The sequence below is a fragment of the Kaistia defluvii genome (assembly GCF_026343955.1).
Taxonomy (GTDB): Bacteria; Pseudomonadota; Alphaproteobacteria; order Rhizobiales; family Kaistiaceae; genus Kaistia; species Kaistia defluvii.
In genome coordinates this window covers 225,769-248,783 of the sequence record NZ_JAPKNI010000005.1, presented here as the reverse complement: position 1 = coordinate 248,783, position 23,015 = coordinate 225,769, and the positions used below count along the sequence as shown (strand labels likewise).

Here is a 23,015-nt window from a genome sequence, read left to right as displayed (position 1 = left end):
GTCAGGCAGCCTCGACGGTTGGCGCGGTGGCCGGCTTCGTCTGGCCGCCCATCAGCAGGCCGACCGTCTCGAGATCGGCGTCCTTTGTCTCGAACAGGCCCATCACCCGCCCCTTGAACATGACGGCGATACGGTCGGTGACGTCGAACAATTCGGATAGCTCCTCGGAGATCAGCACGACCGCCACGCCGGCATTGCGCAGGTCGATCAGATAGCGAAGCAGGGTCGAGATCGCGCCGACATCGAGGCCGCGGCTCGGATAGGCGGCGACGATGGCGAGCCTGGCGATGCGCATCTCGCGCCGGGCGACGAGGCGTTGCTGGTTGCCGCCGGAAAGGTTGCGGATCGGCGTGCGCAGCGACGGCAGCGTCACCTCGGCATCGGCCGCGATTTCTCTGGCGAGCGTGTCGGCGGCGCCCGGCTTGAACAGGATTCCCTGCGCGATCGGCGGCTCGGTGTAGGCGCGCAGCACGGCGTTGTCGCTGACCGAGAGGCTGGGCGCGACGCCGCTGCGCAGCCGGTCTTCCGGGATGTGGCCGACGCCGATATCGAGGAAGAGGGCGGGCGAGGGATCCTCGACGGCGACGCCCTCGATGAGGACCTTGCCGCTGGTCGGCTTGCGCACGCCGGTGAGGATTTCGGAGAGTTCGCGCTGGCCGTTGCCGGCGACCCCGGCGATGCCGAGGATCTCGCCGGCCCGGACCGGCAGGCTGGCCTCGATCAGCCCGGCACGACCGCGATCGTCGGCGGCCGAGACGTTTTCGAGCGAGATCACGACCCGGCCGGGTTCGTCGCGCGGCGTCATCGCCTCGCGCAGGCCGCCCAGCACCATTTCGCGCCCGACCATCAACTGGGCCAGCTTCGTCGTGGTGCAGTTGGCCGTCGGCTCGGTGATGACCTTGCGGCCGCCGCGCAGCACGGTGACGCGATCGGAAATCTCCAGCACCTCGTCCAGCTTGTGGCTGATGAAGATGACCGAATTGCCGGCCGCCTTGAAGGCGCGCAGCGCCTTGAACAGGGTGCGCGCCTCGCTCGGCGTCAGCACGGCGGTCGGCTCGTCGAGGATCAGCACGCGTGCCTGCCGCGCCAGCACGCGCAGGATCTCGACGCGCTGCTGTTCGCCGGCGGAAAGTTCGTCGATGCGCGCCTCGGCGCGCACCGCGAGACCGTAACGCTCGGACAGTTCGCGCGTCCGCGCTTCCAGCACTTGCGCCGAGGCGAGGCGCGGCGTTTCCTTCCAGCCGAGATGGACGTTCTCGGCGACAGTGAAGGCGCGCACCAGCTTGAAGTGCTGGTGCACCATGCCGATCCCGGCGGCGATCGCCTCGACCGGCGAATTGAAGGCCTGGGCGACGCCATCGAGCAGGATGCGTCCGGAATCCGGCCGGTAGATGCCGGTCAGGATGTTCATAAGCGTCGACTTGCCGGCGCCGTTCTCGCCGAGCAGTGCATGGATCTCGCCGGCTCGAAGATCGAAATCGACATCGGCATTGGCGATCACGCCGGGAAATACCTTGCCGATTCCCTCCAGCGCGATGACGGGCTGTTCGAGGGTGGCCAGGGCGGGAATATCGGTCATCAGATGGGTCGTTCCTCGGCGCCGGAATGTGTGGGTCGGCCCTTCCCGCTGCCGGGAAGGGCCTTGTTCTGGCGTCAGACCTTGAGGCCGGACACGCCTTCGATCGACCAGTCCCAGGTGTAGAGGGCTTCCGGCGTCATGGTCTCGCCGGCCGTGACCCGGACATTGCCGTCGACGTCCTTGATCTCGCCGACGAAGGGGTTGAAGCCGTCATTCAGGATGCGGTCGCGCACGGCGTCGGCCTTGGCGGCGACGTCGGCGGGAACCTTGGCGCCCCAGGCGTCGCGGTCGATGCCCTTGCCCATCGGCAGCAGCGTGCCTTCGCCGCCGGTCCATTCGCCGGCCAGGCGCTTGCGGACCTGGTCGACATAATACTGGTTCCAGTCGAGCACGATCGACGTGACATAGGCATCCGGGCCATAGCGGCGGATGTCGGTGTTCCACATCGCGGCCCAGACGCCGCGCTCCTGCGCGACCTGGAGATAGGCGGCTTCATCCATGATGCCGAACAGGAAATCGCAGCCATTGTCGATCAGCGCGGTTCCGGCCTGCTTGGCGCCCTGCGGATCGAACCAGGAATTGATCACCACCGTTTGGAGCGTCGCTTCCGGATTGACCGTGCGGGCGCCCATCAGGAAGGCGTTGGTGCCGCAGAACACGGCCGGGACCGGGAAGGAGGCGACATAGCCGAGCTTGCCGGTCTTCGACAGCAGGCCGGCGGCGACGCCCGCGACATAGGTCGGGAACCAATGCTGGATGTAGTAATAGGAGAGGTTGTCGGCCTTGCGGTGGCCGTCGCATTCCATGAAGGCCACGTCGGTGGCGCGGTCGGACACCTCGTAGATCAGGTCGCCATAGTTCGACGTCGAGATGATCATGTTGGCGCCGTCGCTGACCATCTGGCGATAGATGCGCGTGCAATCGGCCGAGAAGGGGACGTTCTCGACTTCGAGATACTTCGCCTTGGGGAAGGCGGCCTTGACCGCTTCCAGGCCCTGGTGGTGGCTCCAGGTCCAGCCCTCGTCCGAGATCGGGCCGACATGGCCGAAGCCGATCACGGCGTCTTCTTCTTTCACAGCGGCGAGCGGCGTGGCGCCGAAGGCCGGGCGGCCGAACTGCGGCAGAATCAGCGACGAGGCAGCCGTCATGCCGGCAAGGCCCATGAAGCGGCGGCGGTCCATATTCTTGAAGTCGATCATTCTGTCCCTCTGCTTTGAATACTGTCTGGGCTCGCAGCCGCGCAGGGCGGCTGGTCGCTGTCTTGTTTGCCTAAGGAATGTGCCGTGGCTGAATCTTGGGCATTGCAATGGCCGGTCATGAAGGCGGACCGGCCGATCGTTCGCCGGGAACGGCTGGCGGCTGGCGGTGGCGGCGCGGCTTCCGGTTGGGCTGGGCGGGTGCGATCGGGTCGCCGCCGCAAGGGCGCAACTCGATTCGAATGGCATGGGGCGGTGGGGCGGCTAGGCGCATCGGTTCACTCCTGCCACTGACAAAGCAATGTTCAGGCCAGTCCCTGCCAGGCGGCGCGAAGCTTGCTTGGTATCGGCTGTCGAGCAGGCGAGGTCCGGGGCAAGGTCGCATTGATGTCGCATTGCCTAGAGGATAGACATGCCTGATTGTTGTGCGAATAGCGGCTTTGATCTACCAGCAGGGGAATGCATGCTTCGGTCCAATGTGCAGGGCAGCACCCTGAACCCGCCGGTGACGATGGTGTTCACCGGCCATTTCCGACCGGAGAGCTTTGCCGAGTTCGTGCGCCATCGCGCCGCCCGCCTGTCGCTCGCCATGCGCCTGGGCACGGTCAATGACAACCGGGTCGAGGTTGCTGTCGAAGGGGCCGCCGATCTCGTCGACATGTTCGAGATGGCCTGCAGCCTCGGGCCGATCGATTGCCTGGTGCTCGACATCCACCGAAATGCGGAACGGCAATGACCGCTCCGGAAGATCCAGAAAGCAGGGGAACGGCAGTCATGGGGTTTGCAGCCGGCTGGTACGCGCTAGCGCTGGGCGACGGCTTGGAGCCGGGGACGTCGGCGGGGACGCAATTGTTCGACAAGGAGCTGGTGGTCTGGCGCGATGCCTCGGGCGCCAGCCATGTCTGGGAGGATCGCTGCCCGCATCGCGGCATGCGGCTTTCCTTCGGCTTCGTGCGCGGCAATCACATCGCCTGCCTCTATCACGGCTGGCAATATGACGAGGCCGGCCAGTGCCGGCACATCCCGGCCCATCCGACGCTGGAGGTGCCGGAGACGATCAAGGTGCCGACCTATGCCTCGGTCGAGGCCGCCGGGATGATCTGGGTGCGGTGGGACGGGGAGGCGGCCGGGCAGCCGCCGGCAGACATCGCCGCCGTGCCCGTGCGCAGCCTCTATCTCGATCGCGAGCCGGAAACGGTCGCCCAGCTGCTGGCGGCGGGCCGGGCCGGATCGTTCGAAACCCTTTCGCCGGGCTCCTTCGCCACGGCGCTGGAGGGCGCCGATCTGTTCCTGGCGCTCCAGCCCTATGCCGCCGAACGCACGGCGCTGCATATCGCGCGCACCGGCGGCGATCTGCCACTGAAGGACATCGCGATGTGGGCCGAGGAACTGCGCGCCAGCCTCGAAGCGCTGCCGGCGGCGGGTCTCGCGCCGGCGGCCCGGCAGGCCGGAGCCGCAGCATGAGCCTCGTCCTGCACGACTACGAGCTGGATTCCGACAGCTACAAGGTGCGGCTGCTGCTTTCGGCGCTCGGCCTCCCATACGCCAAGGTAGCGGTTAATGTTCACCCCGGCCATGAGCAGCGCTCGCCCGCCTATCTGCGCCTGAACCCGCTCGGCAACCTGCCTATCCTCGTCGATGGCGAGACAACCCTGCGCGATTCCGGCGCGATCCTCTGCTATCTCGCCCGCCTGCATGACCGGGAAGGCCAGTGGCTGCCGGCCAACCCCGTGCCCTTTGGCGAGGTGATGATGTGGCTGTTCTTTGCCGGCGCCGATCTGGCCCCCGCCACGCTGGCGCGCCTGCATCACATGCTGGAAGTTCCGGCCGATGCCGATGCGGTCGGCGCCGCCTCGCGCCGCGCCTTCCGCATCATGGACGACCACATGACGAAGCGGGAGCTCGAAGGCTTTGCCTGGTTCGTCGGCGACCAGGCGACGCTGGCCGACATTGCTCTCTTCCCGGCGATCGCGCTGTCGCGTGACTTTGGCATCGATCACGACGAATATCCCGCTCTCCGGCGCTGGATGCGCCGGGTTCGGACGATTCCGGGTTTCATCACCATGCCGGGAATTCCCGACTATCATTGACGAAATCCGTTTTCGTCACCTCTCCCTCCGGGAGAGTCGACTATGCGTTCCCGGCAGATTCTGCCGCCATCGATCGAGGTTGAAATGACCAGGCTCACCCGCTTCTCCGTCGCGCCACTGGCCACCCAGACACGGCGTCTTGCCGATGTGGCTTCGGGCCGCGCCGCGCCGGATCTCGTCATCCGGGGCGCCCGCGTGCTCTCGACCTATTCGGAGCGCATCCTGCCCGAGCGCGAGGTCTGGATTTCCGGGGGGCGCATTGCCGCCGTAAAACCTTCCGGCACGCATAAGGGCGGCGCCAAGGCGATCTACGACGCCCGGGGCGGCATCATCGCGCCCGGCCTGGTCGACCCGCACATCCACATCGAATCGTCGATGGTCACGGCTTGCGCCTATGCCGAGGCCGCGTTGCTGAACGGCACGACCACGATCTTCTGCGACAGCCACGAGATCGGCAACGTCATGGATGTCGCCGGCGTCGAGGCGATGCTGGAAGATGCGCGCGTCGCGCCGCTGTCGATCTTCCTGACGGTGCCCTCGACCGTGCCGGCGACCTCGCCCGAGCTGGAGACGGCCGGCGGCGACCTGACGCCGGACAAGATCGCCGCGCTGTTCGACAAGTGGCCGGAAGCGGTCGCGCTGGGCGAAAAGATGGATTTCGTGCCCGTCGCCATGGGCGACGAGCGCAGCCACGCGATCATCGCGGCGGCGCTTTCGCGCGGGCGTCCGGTCTCGGGCCACGTCTATGGCCGCGAATTCGTCGCCGCCTATGCCGCCAGCGGCGTCACCGACACGCATGAAGCCATCGATCGCGAGATCGCCGACGACATGCTGGAGGCCGGCATCTGGCTGTTCCTTCGTGGCGGCCCGCCGACGACGCCGTGGCACTCGCTGCCGCAGGCGATCAAGACGATCACCGAACTGGGCGCCTCGCACAAGCGCGTCGCCGTCTGCACCGATGACCGCGATGCCGACGACCTGATGCTGTTCGGCCTCGACTGGGTGGTGCGCGAGGCGGTGAAGGCCGGCATGTCGCCCGAACAGGCCTGGTCGATGGGCTCGCTGCATGGCGCGACCCGCTTCGGCCAGGATGGCGAGATCGGCGGCATGGGCGGCGGACGCCGGGCGGATCTGGTGCTGATGAGCGACGATCTCGATCCGCAATCGACGTGGTATGGCGGCGAGCTGGTGGTCGACGGCGCGAAGATCACGCCGCTGCTCGATGCCGCGCTATCGGATCGCTACCAGTACCCGAAGGCCGCCTATCAGACGGTCAAGCTTCCGGCGGATCTGAAGCTCACCCCGGATCTGCCGGCGGGTCCCGGAACGCTGCACGCGATCCGCACCGAGCTTCCCGGCATCACGCTCGGCCATGACCGGATCGAAATCGAGGCGGCGAATGACTGGGAGAGCCTGTTCGAGCGGCACGGCCTCTGCTTCGTCACCGTCGTCGAGCGGCACGGCAAGTCGGCTGGAAACGTCGCGCATGGCGTGCTCTCGAACTTCAGCCTGCTGCGCGGCGCCGTGGCGTCTTCGGTCGGACATGACAGCCACAACATCATCATCGCCGGCACCAACGAGCCGGACATGAAGCTGGCGCTCGAGACGGTCGCCGCGACCCAGGGCGGCGTCTGCGTCGTCGCCGACGGCAAGGTGCTGGCGAAGATCGACCTGCCGATCGCCGGCCTGCTCTCCGACAAGCGCGTCACGGAAGTGGCCGAGGAGACGAAGGCGCTGAAGATCGAGTGGGAAAAGGCGGGTTGCTCGATCCCCTATATGGGCTTCAACCTGATCCCGCTTTCCGTCATTCCCGAGATCCGCATCACCGACAAGGGTCTGGTGCTGGTGCCGGAGATGGAAATCCAGGCCATGTTCGAACCAGCCTGAGGAGAAAACGAAACACCCCGGCATCGTGGGATGCCGGGGTGTTTCGTTCGCCGGGCAGAAGCCCGAACTGGGCGCCGAGGGCCGTGAGGCTCTCGCGACTAGCCGATATTGCAATCCGAGCCGATGCATTCAGCCGCAATGCGGTCGAGCTTCTCGCGCTTGATTAGCACCGGCGTCTCATAGGTGCGCTTGGTCATTCATAGTCCCCCTGTCGCATCGGATGATGCAAATTGATGGCGGCAGCAGACTGTCCCTCCATCGGAACAAGCGGCGTACCGCGTGCGAACTATTGCGGGCCGCAGGGACCCGAAACCGGGCAAGGGGCTGCCGTGATGCGGTCCAGCTTCTCGCGCTTGGTCAGAACCGGCGTCTCATAGATGCGCTTGGTCATTCTGTCGTCCTTGGTGATGTGTCATCGATTTGAGCGATTGCGATCTCCCCGGTCCTGACGGTGCAAGACAAGGGCGATGAATCCTCAGACCTGGCAGTTCGAAACCGGGCAATCCGCCGCGATGCGATCGAGCTTGTCGCGCTTGGTCAGGACCGGCGTTTCATAGGTGCGCTTGGTCATCATCGTCCCCTTCGTCCATTAGTCTGCCGTTTTGCGGCAAAGTTGTCATAGTGCTTGTTGCGGCGAAGTACATCGCCGCGAAATATCGAAATCCTCCGTCACAACTTGAACAGAGGTTGATGCGTCAAGTGCAGGGTGGCTAGGCCAATCCTACTACTTGGTTCGCTAATCGAATACTCTGAGAGCTTAGGTTACGGGGCACTCCGAGATAATGCACGCGGCGGTGATGCGGTCGAGCTTCTCGCGCTTGATCAGAACCGGAGTCTCGTAGCTACGCTTCGTCATGTTGGCCCCCTTGGTAATAATGACAGCTGAATTTTTCTCGATTTCACCTATGGTGCGCAAGCATTTAGTTGGCACAGCAAAGGTCGGGAAATATCATTTCGAGACTGGCGTTGCCGCAATGTAACGCTGTGATTCCGATGGGGCCCGAAACTGAAAAAAGCCCGGCCTGCCGGCCGGGCTTCCTTGTCGAGGTGGATGGCACTTGGCGGGACGGGCCGCCCGGGGCGCCCGTCGCCTGCCTCTGCCTAGTTGCAGTTCGAGCCGACGCAGCCCGCCGCGATCCGGTCGAGCTTTTCGCGCTTGACCAGTGCCGGAGTCTCGTAGGTACGCTTGGCCATGGTGCCCCCATTTATGGCGTTGAACAGAGCCCGAGACGCATCTTCCTTTTCGTGATTCCTGGCAATTGGAATCGCCGCGGAACGCACGGTCCATGCGCCGTCGCGCAGCGAGTTCGGCGCGATGTGACGGAACGGCAACAGGCGTGTTCGGCGGCCGCGGAAGTTTGGGGCGCGCGCCTCGGCTACAGCGCCGAGGCGACCAGTTCGCGAGCCTGGCGTTCAGCGGCCTGCAGGGCGAGGAAAACGCGGTATTTCGCGTCATGGATTCCCGCCGTGGTGCCGCCCGCCGGGCGATGGACGGAGGCTAGCCGGGACATCTCGTCGATGGCCGCAACCGTGCCTTCAAAGGCTCCGGCTGCCACCGCGCCCAGGATCGCGGCCCCGAGCAGCACGGGCTCGGACGATTCAGGCACGGCGATGGCGAGCCCGGTCGCGTCGGCCATGACCTGGCGCACCAGCGGGCTTTGTCCGGCGCCGCCGGAAACGACGATCGTGTCGAGTTCCGCGCCCTGCTTTGCCAGCGCATCGACGATCTGCCGCGCGCCATAGCCGAGGCCACAAATGCCGGCGAGATAGAGCCGCGCCAGGCTGTCGAGGTCCTCGTCCATGTCCAGCCCGGCGATCACGGCGCGGGCTTCGGGGTCGGCGTTGGGAGAGCGGTTGCCGAGGAATTCCGGCACGACCTGCAGGGGCGCGGCGAGGCGGGCGATCGCCTCCGGCGTCGGGGCGAGCGTCGCCACGCGGGCTTCCAGATAGGCGAGCAGCGATTTGCCCTCGGCCTTGGCGGAGGCGGCCGCCTGCGGATAGGCCGGATGCAGCTTGACCAGATGGTCGATAGCGGCGCCGGCCGCCGACTGGCCGCCCTCGTTCAGCCAGAGGCCGGGCAGCATGGCCGAGAAATAGGGGCCCCAGACGCCGGGCACGAAGCGCGGCTCGACCGTCGTCGTCATGGCGCAGGCCGAGGTGCCGAAGATGTAGGCCATCTGGCGCTTGGCGTCGGTCGGCTGGTTCGACGTATCGCGCGCACCGATCGAGCCGACGCCGCCGGCATGCGCGTCGATCAGTGCCGCGCCGACCGGCGTGCCGGGTTGGAGCCCGAGTTCTTCCGCGGCCCGCGCCGTCAGGCCGTTGCCCAGCGGCGTGCCGGGATCGACCACCTCCGTGCCGATGCGGGCAAAGCCCTCGTCCGCCAGAGCGCCAAGGCCGATCTGCCGGAAATAGCTCTCGTCCCAGCGCTTCTCATGCGCGAGATAGGTCCACTTGCAGGTGACGGTGCAGACGGAACGGGCGAGGCTGCCGGTGGCGCGATAGGTGAGCCAGTCGGAGAGATCGAAGAAGTGCCTTGCGGCCGCGAAGCTGTCCGGCTTCTTCTCCGAAAGCCAGAGCAGTTTCGGCGTTTCCATCTCCGGCGAGATGACACCGCCGACATAGGCGAGCACCGGATGGTGGGTCGCGTTGATGCGGCGGGTCTGGTCGGTGGCGCGGTGGTCCATCCAGACGATGACATTGCGCGCGGGATCGCCGGAGGGGCTGACGGTGACGGGCTGGTCGTCGGCGCCGATCAGCACCAGCGAGCAGGTGGCGTCAAAGCCGATGCCGGCGACCTGATCGGCAGGAATGCGCGCGGCCGCCATGGCTTCGCGCACCGAGGCGACGATTGCCTGCCAGATGTTCTCCGACGACTGCTCCACGACATCGCCCGGCTCGTGCCAGAGCGTGATCTCGCGCTTGGCCGAGGCCTTCAGCACGCCGGTCGCGTCGAAAATGCCGGCGCGGGCGCTGCCCGTGCCGACATCGATGCCGATGAAATAGCTCATGCAAACGTCCCTGTTCGCGTCTCAGCCGGCGGCATCCGCTCCATAGCCGGGCCGCAGCAGCACCTTGATCGAATCCAGTCCATAAGCCTTTTCGATGGCGACGTCCCAGTCCTTCAGGCCGTAATGGTGGGTGACGATGCCCTTGGAGGTGACGAGGCCGCGCTGCAGCAGGTCGATGGCGACGGGATAGCAATAGGGCGCCAGATGCGCACCGCGAATGTCGAGTTCCTTGCGGTCGCCGATGATCGACCAGTCGGCCGTCGTCTCGGCGCCGAACACCGAGAACTCGACGAAGCGGCCGAGCTTGCGGATGATCTCCAGCCCTTGCGTGACGCCGGCCGGCACGCCCGTCGTCTCGATATAGACGTCGCAGCCATAGCCTTCGGTCAGGCCGCGCACGATCTCGATCGGATCCTCTTCGCGCGGGTTGATCACCACGTCGGCGCCAAACGATTTGGCCAGCGCCAGGCGCTCCGGCACTAGGTCGATGACAACAAGCTTCTTCGGCGTCTTGAGATGCGCGATCTGCGTCATGAACAGGCCGAGCGGGCCGGCGCCGGCGATGACCACGACGTCATCCAGCTGGATGTCGCCGCGATTGACGGTGTGGATGGCGCAGGCGAGCGGCTCGATGATCGCGGCGTCCTCGAGCGAGATTTCTTCCGGGATCTTATGGACGCGGGCGGTCTCGGGAATGCGCATATATTCGCACATGCCGCCATCGGCGACCTGCTTCTGGAAGCCGAAGATGTTGTGGACCTCGCACATCCAGTAGCTGCCCGAGCGGCAATAGCGGCACTTGTCGCAGGGCACGATCTGCTCGGCGATGACCCGGTCGCCGACGGCGACGCCAAAGTGCTCTGCCGCTTCCTCGCCGATCTGGTCGACCCGGCCGAAGAATTCATGGCCCGGGATCACCGGGGGCTTCACATAGGGATTCTGGCCGCCCCAGAACATGTTGGCGCCGGACCAGCACTTGCAGTCGCTGGCGCAGATGCCGCAGGCGTCGATCTTCAGCACCAGTTCGCGCCGCTTGGGCTCGGGCCTGCCCACCGCCTCGACGCGATAGTCCTTCGGTCCATGGCAGACGATCGCCGTCATGGTGCGCGATTGAAACATGGGAGGCCTCCCCAGGCATGTGGCCCGTTTGGCGGGCGCATCGGTTCGATGGATCAGGGCCGCGAGAATAGGATCTGCACGCCCGCCGCGCCAATGCCGAAACGCACGCCGACTGATACGGATTTGACAGGCGGGCGGGGGAGGCGAGGGGGGATGGGGAGGTTGTAGCGGCCGATCTCCCCCAGGCTCGCCGTCATCCCCGGCTTGACCGGGGATCCATGCAGCCGAAGCGCCAGCCGTGCGAGACTCCCCTGCAACTCGGCTGAAGGGGGCCCGGGTCTCCGCTACGCTGCGCCCGGGATGACGGCGAGCGTGGGAAGGCGCGAATCCAGATGTTCCCCTCGTCGCCTCACACCTCCGGGATATTTTCCTTGAAGATCGCCTGCAGGCGGGTCGCCGGGCCGGTCGGGTTTTCCTCGCCGCGGGCGGCGCGGGCGAGGCGGTCGACCGCTTCGCGGGCCTCGACGCGCGGGTTCTGGTCGATCGCGGCGTCCATCGTGTCGGAGATGAGGAAACGGCGCGTGTGCTCGGTCAGTTCGTGGCCGATGAAGACGACGGATTTTTCGCGCCCCGCCTCCTGCAGCGCGCGCGAAATGCCGCGATTGCCCGCGCCGATATTGTAGATGCCGGCGAGGTCGGGATAGCGCGCCAGCAGCGCGACCGCCTCGCTATAGGCGCGCTCGGTATCGTCGCGGATCTCGCGCAATTCGACGATCGAGAGCCCCGGATATTCCTCGCGCAGCATGTGGCGAAAGCCCATCTCGCGCTCTTCATGGCCGCGATAGGAGAGCGAGCCGGCGAACAGGGCGACCTTGCCGGTCTCCGCCTTCATGAAGCGGCCGAGCAGATAGCCGGCGAGCCTTCCGGCGGCGCGGTTGTCGATGCCGACATAGCCGACGCGCGGCACGTGGCTGATGTCGGAGATCAGCGTCATGACCGGCACGCCGGAGCCGGCGAGCGAGCGGATCGCCTCGCGCACCACCGGATGATCCAGCCCGATCAGGCCGACGCCCTGGCTCTTGCCGCGCAGCGCTTCCAGCTTTTCGGCCAGCAGGACCGGCTCGAACCCCTCGATCGAGTGGATGCGCAGATTGACGTCCGGGCGGACCGCGGCGGTGTCGGCGAAGCGCGCGGCGAGGTTGTTGATGAAGGTGTTGGTGCCGCCGGGCAGCACGATGTCGAGGTCGACGATGCCGCCGGGCAGGCTGGCGAGCGAGGCTGGCAGGACGGGGCGTGCCCCTTCCTCGACATAGCCGAGCTTTCCCGCGACCGTCAGCACGCGGTCGCGGGTGCGCTCCTTGACGCCATCGCGATTGTTGAGGACGCGGTCGACCGTCGCGGTCGAAACCCCTGCCTCCCGTGCGATGTCCGCCAGCGTCGTCCGCATTCCGTATGTCCGAGTCGTTTCAGGGCCGAAGACGTCGCAAGGTACGCCGTTTGCCCGGAGGACCGGAAGCGGCGGCAGTGTCGCGATGCCAAATGATGTCTTTGGTGTAAAATGATGTCAATGAGGTATTTGATGGATTTTGCATGCCTGGTGGGCGCGGGGACGAGGGATGTGCGACGGCGACGCTCGATCGCCATTTCTCGCGGAATTGCGCCATTCTACGGGCGTCTCTGCATCTATCGTCCCGTTCTCAAAGAGACTTGCCCCACTCGCAATGCTGCGACGCATCAAAAATTCTTGTCGAATATGATGCATTGCGTCGCCTGTTGACATCGAAACAAATCAATATCAATCATCTCCGCCGATGTGACGGGTCAGCGAATGATCCGCTTGTCCTTGGGAGGGGAAATCATGTCCACGCGCGGTTCGTCCGCCGGCTCGTCCGGCTTCACCCGTCGCCGTCTGCTGAAGACGGGCGGCTCGGCCTTTGCGCTCACGGCGGCGATCGGCATCGCGCCGAAGTTCCTGCGGCCGGCTTTCGCGGATACGGCGCTGTCGCCGGGCATGATCGGCGGCCCCACGGGCTTCCCGGGCGCCGAGCGCTACCAGTATGGCGCCGATACGCCGGAAGGCCGCGCCGTCGAAGGCATCAAGGCGCTGAAGGCCGCCGGCAAGGCGCCGAGCAAGATCGTGCTCGGCCTGTCGGATGGCTCGATCGGCCAGTTGACCAAGCCGTTCCCGGAAGGCGCGCCGTCGATCAAGGACCTTTGGGAGAAGGAAACCGGCGTCACGCTGGAGATCGTCGGCCAGCCCAACGGCCAGGAATTCACCAAGGCGATGCAGGACATATCCACCCAGGGCGGCGCGTTCGACATCTACGCCGTCGAGTGGAACCGCCTGGGCGACCTCGCCGAGACCAATGGTCTCGTCAAGATGGATGATTTCGTCGCGCAGTATAAGCCGGAATGGGACAATCCCGAGCGCGGCTATCCCGGCGGCGACGCAGGCGTCAGCCTGTTCAATCGCTATCGCGGCTCCGTCTACGGCGTCTCGCTCGATGGCGATTATCAGTGCTGGGTCTATCGCACCGATCTGTTCGGCGACGCGGCCGAGCAGTCGGCCTTCAAGGACAAGTTCGGCTACGATCTGGCGCCGCCCACCACCTGGAAGCAGCACAGCGACATCGCCTCGCATTTCCACCGCTCGGACAAGGGCCTGTTCGGCTCGACCGACCTGCGCAACCAGGGCTGGGGCTACACCAACTGGTATCAGCGCTTCGTCTCGACCGCCTCGCCGAACCAATTCCTGTTCGACGACAATGGCGCGCCGCTGATCAATTCGGCCAATGGCATCCTGGCGACGACGGAATATGTCGACAGCCTTGCCCATCATTCGCCGGACGCGATCTCCTGGGGCTGGCCGGAGCAGTATGGCAATTTCGGCAATGGCGGCGCGGCGATGACCTGCGCCTTCTCCAACCTGCCGAAGTTCCTCGACAACAAGGCGAATGAGGGCTCGAAGGTCACCGGCAAGATCGGCTCGATGCTGCCGCCCGGCCGCGTCATCGACGACAAGCTGGTCCGCCGCTCGGTGCTCTGGTTGAACCTGTCGGCCTCGATCTCGGCCCAGAGCCAGCATCCGGAAGCCTGCTACCTGCTGCTGCAATGGCTCGGCTCCAGCCGGATCTATTCCTGGATGACGGCCAATCCGGGCGGCTATTTCGACCCGTTCCAGCTGGCGAACTTCGCCGATCCGCTCGTCCGCGAGACGTACCACGCCTACCACATGGACAATCTGCGCGAGGTCGTCGCGCGCACGGTCCCGACCATCAACTATCCGGGCGCAACCGCCTTCCACAACGCGCTCGACGAAAACCTGGTCGCCGCCTGCACCAAGTCGAAGACGCCGGAACAGGCGATGGCCGACACGGAGCGCGAATGGAAGCGCATCGCCCGGCGTATCGGCGAGGACAAGCTCCTCGACGCGATCCGCAGCAACAAGGCCTCGTGGCCGACGGTGCTCGATCCGGTCGTGACGTAGCCGAAAGAGGCGAAGACCCTCACCCCGACCCTCTCCCGCCAGCGGGAGAGGGTGCGCTTATCACAGGCCTCGATGGCGATGAAAAGCGCTGGCGAAAAAGCCCTCTCCCTCTGGGAGAGGGTTGGGTGAGGGCCTTCGGTAGGTTCAAGGAAACGGAGCACCAGCGCGCTTCGTCATCCCGGGGGAAGACCCGTGATCCATTCAACCCAGGGCTTGGGAAGCTGAATGGATCCCCGCTTTCGCGGGGATGACGGCGAGTTGGCTGGACGACCGGCGGCAACCGCAAGGTCGTGAGAGGAATGAGTATGCGGCGTTCACCCGCCTTTGAAATCTTCCGTTATGCAGCGATCGCGCTTGCGCTCGCGCTGACGCTCTTGCCCATCCTCTGGATGGTGTCGATGGCCTTCAAGCCGATCCCGGAATGGTCGGCGACGGGCGCCGACCTGACCTGGATTCCGCGTGCGCCGACGCTGGACAATTTCCGCTTCGTCTTCGGCCAGAGCACTTCCGACCTGATCGTCGCGCTGGAGCGCACGGCCTGGCGGCCGATCCTGGCGTCGCTGCTCTCGGCCGTGTTCGGCACTGTCATCGCCATGGTCTGCGGCACGGCCGCCGCCTATGGCCTGTCGCGTTTCGGCTCGGGCAAGAACCTGCCACTGGCGCTGATCCAGCTTCGTTTGTTCCCGCCCATGGCGGTGATGATCCCGGTCATGATCATGTGGGCCTTTCTCGGCCTGATCGATACCTGGTGGGGCCTGGCGCTGATCTACGGCATCGTCACGCTGCCCTTCGCCTTCTGGCTGATGAAGACCTTCTTCGACGAGATGCCGCGCGAGATCGAGGAAGCCGCCCTCGTCGAAGGCTGCTCGCGCTTCCGCGTCTTCATGAAGATCACCCTGCCGGTGATGCGCGCGCCGCTCGCCTCCTCGGCGTTGCTCGTCTTCATCCTGAATTGGTCGGACTATCTCATCGCGCTGCTACTCACGACCAAGAACTGGGTGACGATTCCGGTCTACATGGCCTCGCTCTCATCCTCGATGACCGGCCAGCTCTATGGCGCCAAGGCGGCGCTCGGCCTGCTCGCGGCAATCCCGCCCGTCATCCTCGGCATTGCCATCCAAAAGCATCTGGTCCGCGGCCTGACCTTCGGAGCGCTGAAGCAATGAGCGCGACCGAAATCCTGCCGGGCGCCGCCGAAGCCGCGCCGCGCACCATCCCGCCGGTGGACCGGGAATCGCGTCGGCTCGGCTTCCGCCTGACCCTGCCGACCCAGCTGCTCGTGCTGTTCATCGCCGGCTTCCCGCTGCTGATGCAGCTCTATATCAGCCTCACCGACTGGTCGCCACTCGATGGCGTCGGCTGGTGGAAGGCTTGGCAGTCCTGGAACAGCTTCGCCAACTACACCGACCTGCTCGAGGACCGGCGCTGGTGGGGCGCGCTCTGGCGCACCTTCATCATCATGCTCGTCTGCGTTCCGGCCGAGTTCCTGCTGGCGCTGGGCCTCGCCACGCTGTTCATGGACGACTTCCCCGGCAAGCGGGTCTTCTACTCGATCCTGCTGATGCCGATGATGGTCGTGCCCGCGGTCGCCGGCTACATGTTCTTCATGCTGTTCCAGTCGGGCGGGCCATTCAACGGCATCCTCTCGGCGCTGTCCGGCATGGATATCAAGATCGCCTGGCTGTCCGATCCGACGCTGGCGCTGGTCGCGGTGATGATCGCCGACATCTGGCAGTGGACGCCGCTGATGTTCCTGATCCTGCTTGCCGGCCTGGTCGGCGTGCCGGAGGACCAGTTGAAGGCGGCCACCCTGCTCGGCGCCAACTGGCGGCAGCGCTTCTTCACGATCATGCTGCCGCGCATCAAGACGATCATGGTGATCGCGCTGGCGATCCGCGTCATCGAGATCTTCAAGATCTTCGACACGCTCTACATCATGACCGGTGGCGGCCCCGGCGTCGCGACCGAGACGATCTCCGTCTACATCTACAAGGTCACGACCCAGGACCTGATCTGGGGCTATGTCGCGGCCATCGCGCTCGTCATCCTGATCGCCCTTTCCGTCCTTGCCGTCTTCGCCATGAAGCGGATGGAAGCTGCCAAAAACGGGGGACGGGCATGACCACCATCCGTCTTGAAAACCTGGTGAAGCGCTTTGGCGATTTCACCGCGCTGAAGACCATGGATCTCGAGATCCGCGACGGCGAGTTCATGGCGCTGCTGGGCCCGTCCGGCTGCGGCAAGTCGACGACCATGAACATGATCGCTGGCATGGAAGACCCCTCCGGCGGCCGCATCCTGTTCGACGGACGCGACATGAACGGCGTGCCGATGGGCAAGCGCGGCGTCGGCTTCGTGTTCCAGAACTACGCGATCTTCACCCATATGACGGTTCGCCAGAACCTCGCCTATGGCCCGAAGATGCGCGGCATGAGCCGGTCCGAGATCGACCGCCGGGTGAAGAACATCGCCGATTTCCTGCAATTGACGCCGATGCTCGACCAGAAGAGCGCCAAGCTCTCGGTCAACATCCTGCAGCGCCTCGCCATCGGACGCTCGGCCATCGTCGAGCCGGCGATCTTCCTGCTCGACGAGCCGCTGTCGAATGTCGACGCCGCCTTCCGCGCCGTGATGCGGACGGAGCTGAAGCATCTGCAGAAGCAGTTCAAGCAGACCATGGTCTACGTCACCCACGACCAGCTCGAGGCCATGACCATGGCCGACCGCATCGCCGTGATGGACCATGGCGTGCTGCAGCAGGTCGGCACGCCGCTCGAAGTCTACAACAACCCGGCCAACATCTTCGTGGCCAGGTTCATCGGCGCGCCGGGCATGAATCTGATCGCCGGCGAACTGGCCGAGACGGATCGCGGGCTCGCCGTCGATCTCGGGTCCTGGGGCGTCTCGCCGCCCTTGCCGGATGATCTCGCCGCGGCGGCGAGTGCCGCCGGCAGCCGGGCCGTGCAATATGGGTTCAGGCCGGAAGAGGCGACGCTTGGCCTTGAAGGGCAGGGGCTGCGCTCCCGCGTCACCTTTGTCGAGCGCATCGGCGCCCGCACCATCGTCCATGTCGAGAGCGGCCAGACGGTCAAGATCGTCGCCGAAAACGATGTCGGCTGTTCGATCGGCGACGACGTCTCGATCGTGCCGGCGCCGGCAGCGGTCCGCCTGTTCGACGCCGCTTCCACCGCCGCGATCCGGGGAGGCTGAGCATGGCCGAGATCACCTTCGACAACGTCTCGAAGCGCTATGGCGACACGCTGGCGCTCGACCGTGCCTCGTTCACCATCCTCGACAACGAGTTCTTCTGCTTCTTCGGCCCGCCATCCTCCGGCAAGACGACGATTTTGCGCCTGATCCTCGGGCTGGAGACCCCGGACGAGGGCGAGATCCTCATCGGTGGCAAGCGGGTCAACGCGGTGTCGCCGGCGGAGCGCAACGTCGCCATGGTGTTCCAGAACCTGGCGCTCTTTCCCCATATGACCGCGCGCGAAAACATCCGCTTTCCGCTGGTCGAGCGGAAAGTGCCGGAGGCGCAGATCGCGGACAAGCTCGCCGCCGTCGCCGAGAAGCTCCATATCGGCCACATCCTGCACAAGCCGCCCGCCCAGCTCTCGGGTGGCGAGCGCCAGCGCGTGGCGATCGCCCGCGCCCTGGTGCGCGATCCCGCCGCCTATCTGATGGACGACCCGATCTCGGCCCTTGACGCCCGATTGCGCGAAGAGACCCGCGTCGAGCTGAAGCGCCTGCAGCAGGAGCTCGGCCACACGCTGGTCTATGTCACCCACGACCAGGAAGAGGCGATGTCGGTCGCCGACCGGATGGCGATTCTGGACGCGGGCGTCATCCGCCAGGTCGATACGCCGCGCGCGATCTATGATCGTCCGGCCAGCCGCTATGTCGCCAGCCTCGTCGGCGCGCCGACGATCAATCTGCTCGCCGGAACGGCCGATACGGTTAACGGAAGGCTAACAGCGGCGGAGGGTGTTATCCGCCTGCCGCTCGCTGCCGTGCCGGATCGCACGGCCGCCTTCGGCATCCGCCCCGAAAGCCTGAAGCTCGCGCCCTGGCGCGAAGGCGACGGCGCCGCGGCGGCGATCTTCGAGGTCGAGCCGCTCGGCGGCTTCACCGTGGTGACGCTGACCGCCGGGGAGGCGCGCCTGCGGGCGCTGCTGCGCGGCCAGCCGAAATTCGCCGCCGACGAGAAGATCACCCTCTCGGTCGATCCGGCCGACATCCACTTTTTCGCCGCGGACGGGACTGCCGTTCCTCGCGTGAACCCCTAAGCAGACGGAGGAAATGATGGCTGATTCCAAGGGCTTCGCGCCGGATCCGGAGATCCGGGTCAACGATCTCCGGATCGGCGCCATCGGCGCCGGCATGATCATGGCCGAATGCCATCTGGCCGCCTATCAGGAGGCCGGCTTCCCGGTCGTGGCGATTGCGTCGCGCACCAAGGCCAACGCCGCCAAGGTGGCGACACGCTGGTCGATCCCCACCGTGCACGAGACGCCGGAAGCGCTGATCGAGGATGAAAACGTCGAGATCCTCGACCTCGCCTTTCCGCCCGACCAGCAGCCTGCGCTGATCCGTCACGCGCTGAAGCAGAAGCATATCAAGGGGATCCTGGCGCAGAAGCCGCTAGCCCTGACGCTGGAAGACGCCATCGCGCTACGCGACGAGGCCAAGGCCGCCGGCAAGATCCTCTCCGTCAACCAGAACATGCGCTACGACCAGTCGATGCGCGTGCTGAAGCAGATCCTCGACAAGGGCGAACTGGGCACGCCGGTGATCGCCACAATTGAGATGCGCGCCATCCCGCACTGGCAGACCTTCCTGGAAGAGTACGACCGGCTGACGCTCTCGAACATGAGCGTGCATCACCTTGATGTGCTTCGCTTTCTGTTCGGCGAGGTCGACGAGATCTACACCGCCGCCCGGACCGACCCGCGCACGAAATTCGAGCATACGGACGGCATCACCGCCTCGACGATCAAGTTCGAGTCCGGCGTCATGGCAGTGTCGCTCGAAGACGTCTGGTCCGGCCCGCGCGAAGAGGGCTTCGACTCCGACATCTACATCAAGTGGCGGGTCGAGGGCACGCATGGCGTGGCGCAGGGCACGATCGGTTGGCCTACCGGCGCCGCTTCGACACTCACCTATGCCTCGAAGACCACGACCGGCGGCAAGTGGGTCACGCCGGAATGGGACACGATGTGGTTCCCGCACGCCTTCAAGGGCGTGATGGAGCAACTGCAATATGCGGTGAAGACCGGCCATGCGCCCGCTCTCACCGTCGCCGACAACGTCAAGACCGTGGCGCTGATCGAGGCGGGCTACCGCTCGATCGCCGAGGGTCGCGCCGTCAAGCTTTCCGAAATCGCTATCTGAATTCCAGGGAGGAACTCATCATGATGCAGTCTGGCATTTTCACCGGCTATTTCCCCTATGGCCTTGAAGAGACAGCCAAAAAGATCCGCGCGCACGGCTTCAACACCGTCCAGCTCGATCTCCATTTCAAGGATATCGACCTCGGCGCGGGCCAGATCACCAAGGAGAAGGCCAAGAAGGTCCGCGACACGTTCCGCGACAACGATCTGCCGATTTCGTGCATCTCCGGCTACACCAACATCATCCATCCGGACCTCGCCCACCGCGAGGCCAATGTCGAGCGCCTGAAGGAAATCATCCGCAACGCGCGCGACCTCGGCTCGCCCTACGTCATCTCGGAAACCGGTACCTACAATACCGAGAGCGAGTGGATGAGCGATCCGAAGAACAAGTCGGAAGAAGGCTTCGAGATGTGCCGCGCCGTGATCGCGGAACTGGCGCAGGAAGCCTATGACCACGGCTCGATGTTCCTGCTCGAGACCTATGTGAACAACGTCGTCGGCTCGGTCGAGGAGACGGTGCGCATGTTCGCGCAGGTCGATCATCCGGGCCTCGGCCTGCTCATGGATCCGACGAACTACTTCGAGGATCACAACATCGACAACATGGACAAGGTGCTGAACCAGGTGTTCGACACGCTGGCCGACAAGATCAAGATCGCCCACGCCAAGGACGTTGCCCGCGCCGGCGACGACAAGAGCGAGAAGCATGCCGATATCGGCGACGACGATGCGCTCGCCTCGCACACCTTCCGCGGCGTCGGCGAAATGGTCCTGAACGCACCGGGCACCGGCTCGCTCAATTACGACCTCTATCTCCAGCGCCTGTCGGAAAAGCACCCGAACATTCCGGTGATCATCGAGCATCTGTCGGAAGACGATGTTCCGCGCGCCAAGAAGTTCCTCGACGACAAGTTCCGCGCGAACGGACTGTAAGACCCTCGCCCCAACCCTCTCCCGCCAGCGGGAGAGGGGGCGCTCTTTCCAAGCCGCGAGGTCGATGAAAGTGCGCCGGCAGAATGGCCCTCTCCCGCTTTTGCGGGGGAGGTCGGGCGGGGCCTCCTCGCTCTTTACGAAACAGGACAATCAGGACACGACCATGGTGCAACTTTTCGGGCGGACTTTTACGCGGCGCGAACTGGCGGAGCATTCCGGCATGCTGTCGCAATTCGCGGGCGTCCGGCTGACGACGCTGGGCGACGGCGTCGAACGCGGCATCCGCATGCTCGAATTCCGCACCGGGTCCGGCCTGCGCTTCACCGTGCTGGTCGATCGCGCGATGGATATCGCCGATCTCGACTATCAGGGAACCTCGATCGGCTGGCATTCGCCCGCCGGCTTCCGCAATGCGTTCCTGCATGAATATGAGGGTGAGGGCGGCCTTGGCTGGATGCGGTCCTTCTCCGGCCTGCTCGTCACATGCGGTCTCGACCACATCCTGTTCATGCATGAGGCGCCGGCCGATAGTTACGTCTACGGCCCGCGCAAGACCGTGAAGCACTCGCTGCATGGCCGCGTTGGCACCATTCCGGCCCGGCTCACGGGCTATGGCGAGGCCTGGGACGGCGACGAATGCACGCTCTGGGCGGAAGGCGTCGTGCAGCAATCGACCGTTTTCGGCGAGGACCTGCACCTGATCCGCCGCATCGAGGCGAAGGTCGGCTCCAACGAGATCAAGCTCACCGACCGCGTGGTCAATCACGGCTTCTACAAGACGCCGCACATGTACTGCTACCACATCAATCCGGCCGCGCCGCTGCTGGAAGAGGGCGCCCGCTATGTCGCGCCGATCGAGGAAGTGGTCTGGGCCGCCCATGCCGGCGCCGATTACCGCAAGCAGGGCGTTGGCTATCGCACGCTGCCGGCGCCGCAGAAGAACTTCCATGAACAGGTCTGGCAGCACGAGATGAAGGCCGACGCCAACGGCCTCGTGCCGGTGGCGCTCGTCAACGACCGTCTCGGCCTGGCCTTCGAGGTCGAAACCCGCAAGGACCAGTTCCCCTGCCAGTTCGAATGGCAGAACCTGCAGGCCGGCCAGTACGCGATCGGCCTGGAGCCCTCGACCAACCATGTGCTGGGCCAGACCTACGCCCGCGAGCACAACGAGCTGATCTGGCTCGATCATGGCGACGAGCGCCGCTACGACACGACGTTCCGCATTCATGCCGGCAAGGACGCGACGGTCGCGCTGGAGCAGCGCATCGCCGGACTCGCCGTGCAGCCGACGGACGAATATCCGACGCCGACCGGCAATCATCGACCGATCCGGGGGCGGTGAGATGCGCTCCTGCCTGTCGCTCCCAACGCGTCGTCATCCCCGCAAAGGCGGGGATCCATTCCGCCGCGCAGTCGGGAATCCGGCGCCTTTCCTGTCGGCGATACGGCTGAATGGATCCCGGGTCGCGCTGCGCTTGCCCGGGACGACGACAGAATTTGCGATATTTGGAACTGACAGATGACTATCCAGAACAAGACCATCCTTTACACCGGCGCCGCGGGCGGTCTCGGCCTGCCGGCGACGCTAGCATTCCTGGAGGCCGGCGCCACCGTCGTCGCCATCGACAATGATCCGGCCAAGGGTGAGGCCCTGAAGGCGGCGGCCCGCGAGCGCGGCCTCGACAGGCTCGTTTTCAAGGCGCTCGATCTTTCCGATCTCGGGGGGCTGCGGACGTCGCTCGAAGCGCTCTCGGCCGAGGTTGGCGGGTTCGACATCGTCATCAACAATGCCGCGATCTACCCGTCAAAGCCGTTCGAGGAATATTCGATCGAGGAGCATCAGGCGGTCCAGCGCATCAATGTCGACGCCGGCATCGTCTGCGTGCAGGTCGCACTGCCGTCGATGCGGGCCAAGGGTTTTGGCCGCATCATCAACATCGCCAGCGTGACGCTCTCCGGCGGTTGGGCCAACCTGTCGCCCTACATCCAGTCGAAGGGCGCTCTGGTCGGGCTGACGCGGGCGTGGGCGCGCGAGTTCGGCCCCTATGGCGTGACGGTCAATGCGATCTCGCCCGGCGCCTTCCCGACCGATGCGGAAAAGATCCATCCCGATCCCGAGGGCTACAACCGCCATGTCCTCGATCGGCAGGCCGTCAAGCGCCGGGGTGAGCCGGCCGATATCGCCAACGCGCTGATCTTCTTCGCCTCCGAAAGCGCCGGCTTCGTCACCGGCCAGACGCTGAACGTCGATGGCGGCTGGTGGATGACGTGAGACAGCCTGTGAACGCTACCATGCCGGCCGTCTGGCGCGGCTCGCTGCGCTTCCGGTGCTCACGGACCGACGTCCGCTCCGCTCCGGTTCTCGATAGCCACGCCAGCC

General features: G+C 65.4%; 18 protein-coding genes. 13 read left to right on the top strand and 5 right to left on the bottom strand.

Annotated elements, in window-relative coordinates:
* Position 1: 1 nt before the first annotated feature.
* Complete coding sequence (locus OSH10_RS14875) at positions 2-1,579, bottom strand: ABC transporter ATP-binding protein (RefSeq protein ID WP_266332619.1); 1,578 nt, start codon at positions 1,577-1,579, stop codon at positions 2-4.
* Positions 1,580-1,653: 74 nt separating this feature from the next.
* The gene (locus OSH10_RS14870; RefSeq protein WP_266332618.1) at positions 1,654-2,778 is read right to left on the bottom strand and encodes a BMP family ABC transporter substrate-binding protein; all 1,125 of its coding nucleotides are present in this window, start codon (positions 2,776-2,778) and stop codon (positions 1,654-1,656) included.
* 460 nt (positions 2,779-3,238) lie between these two features.
* Here OSH10_RS14870 and OSH10_RS14865 point away from each other — a divergent pair, with 460 nt between their 5' ends.
* The 4 genes from OSH10_RS14865 to OSH10_RS14850 all read left to right on the top strand — a co-directional run bounded on the left by OSH10_RS14865 (position 3,239) and on the right by OSH10_RS14850 (position 6,752).
* Complete coding sequence (locus tag OSH10_RS14865; RefSeq protein WP_266332617.1) at positions 3,239-3,511, top strand: acylphosphatase; 273 nt, start codon at positions 3,239-3,241, stop codon at positions 3,509-3,511.
* Positions 3,512-3,549: 38 nt separating this feature from the next.
* The gene (locus OSH10_RS14860) at positions 3,550-4,239 is read left to right on the top strand and encodes a Rieske (2Fe-2S) protein (protein ID WP_266332616.1); all 690 of its coding nucleotides are present in this window, start codon (positions 3,550-3,552) and stop codon (positions 4,237-4,239) included.
* Positions 4,236-4,865, top strand: a complete 630-nt coding sequence (locus tag OSH10_RS14855) for a glutathione S-transferase family protein (protein ID WP_266332615.1) — start codon at positions 4,236-4,238, stop codon at positions 4,863-4,865. Before OSH10_RS14860 ends, OSH10_RS14855 begins: the two co-directional genes overlap by 4 nt.
* Before the next feature lie 84 nt (positions 4,866-4,949).
* A complete protein-coding gene (locus OSH10_RS14850) occupies positions 4,950-6,752 on the top strand; it encodes an adenine deaminase (RefSeq protein ID WP_266332614.1) in 1,803 nt (600 codons plus the stop codon).
* Between the two features lie 1,376 nt (positions 6,753-8,128).
* On the opposite strand, the gene OSH10_RS14845 is transcribed toward OSH10_RS14850, so the two are convergent.
* From OSH10_RS14845 to OSH10_RS14835, 3 genes are all read right to left on the bottom strand, one after another.
* Positions 8,129-9,763 carry an FGGY-family carbohydrate kinase gene (locus tag OSH10_RS14845; RefSeq protein ID WP_266332613.1) on the bottom strand — a complete coding sequence of 545 codons (1,635 nt, stop codon included), beginning with the start codon at positions 9,761-9,763 and terminating at the stop codon, positions 8,129-8,131.
* Positions 9,764-9,784: 21 nt separating this feature from the next.
* Positions 9,785-10,882, bottom strand: coding sequence for an alcohol dehydrogenase catalytic domain-containing protein (locus OSH10_RS14840; RefSeq protein WP_266332612.1), 1,098 nt, complete (start codon positions 10,880-10,882; stop codon positions 9,785-9,787).
* A 349-nt stretch (positions 10,883-11,231) separates the two neighbouring features.
* Entirely contained in the window at positions 11,232-12,269 is a 1,038-nt protein-coding gene (locus OSH10_RS14835; RefSeq protein WP_266332611.1) for a LacI family DNA-binding transcriptional regulator, read from the bottom strand.
* Between the two features lie 411 nt (positions 12,270-12,680).
* Here OSH10_RS14835 and OSH10_RS14830 point away from each other — a divergent pair, with 411 nt between their 5' ends.
* From OSH10_RS14830 to OSH10_RS14790, 9 genes are all read left to right on the top strand, one after another.
* Complete coding sequence (locus OSH10_RS14830) at positions 12,681-14,309, top strand: extracellular solute-binding protein (RefSeq protein ID WP_266332609.1); 1,629 nt, start codon at positions 12,681-12,683, stop codon at positions 14,307-14,309.
* Positions 14,310-14,614: 305 nt separating this feature from the next.
* Entirely contained in the window at positions 14,615-15,475 is an 861-nt protein-coding gene (locus OSH10_RS14825; RefSeq protein WP_266332608.1) for a carbohydrate ABC transporter permease, read from the top strand.
* Positions 15,472-16,431: a carbohydrate ABC transporter permease gene (locus tag OSH10_RS14820; RefSeq protein ID WP_266332606.1), complete on the top strand. Its 960-nt coding sequence runs from the start codon at positions 15,472-15,474 to the stop codon at positions 16,429-16,431. Before OSH10_RS14825 ends, OSH10_RS14820 begins: the two co-directional genes overlap by 4 nt.
* Positions 16,428-17,519, top strand: a complete 1,092-nt coding sequence (locus OSH10_RS14815) for an ABC transporter ATP-binding protein (protein WP_266332605.1) — start codon at positions 16,428-16,430, stop codon at positions 17,517-17,519. The genes OSH10_RS14820 and OSH10_RS14815 overlap by 4 nt, the downstream gene beginning before the upstream one ends.
* Positions 17,520-17,521: 2 nt before the next feature.
* Complete coding sequence (locus OSH10_RS14810) at positions 17,522-18,595, top strand: ABC transporter ATP-binding protein (protein ID WP_266332604.1); 1,074 nt, start codon at positions 17,522-17,524, stop codon at positions 18,593-18,595.
* Positions 18,596-18,611: 16 nt separating this feature from the next.
* Positions 18,612-19,700, top strand: coding sequence for a Gfo/Idh/MocA family protein (locus OSH10_RS14805; protein ID WP_266332603.1), 1,089 nt, complete (start codon positions 18,612-18,614; stop codon positions 19,698-19,700).
* 20 nt (positions 19,701-19,720) lie between these two features.
* Positions 19,721-20,635 carry a sugar phosphate isomerase/epimerase family protein gene (locus tag OSH10_RS14800; RefSeq protein WP_266332602.1) on the top strand — a complete coding sequence of 305 codons (915 nt, stop codon included), beginning with the start codon at positions 19,721-19,723 and terminating at the stop codon, positions 20,633-20,635.
* 163 nt (positions 20,636-20,798) lie between these two features.
* Entirely contained in the window at positions 20,799-21,977 is a 1,179-nt protein-coding gene (locus OSH10_RS14795; protein WP_266332601.1) for an aldose 1-epimerase family protein, read from the top strand.
* Positions 21,978-22,154: 177 nt separating this feature from the next.
* Positions 22,155-22,907: an SDR family NAD(P)-dependent oxidoreductase gene (locus OSH10_RS14790; protein WP_266332600.1), complete on the top strand. Its 753-nt coding sequence runs from the start codon at positions 22,155-22,157 to the stop codon at positions 22,905-22,907.
* Positions 22,908-23,015 lie beyond the last annotated feature (108 nt).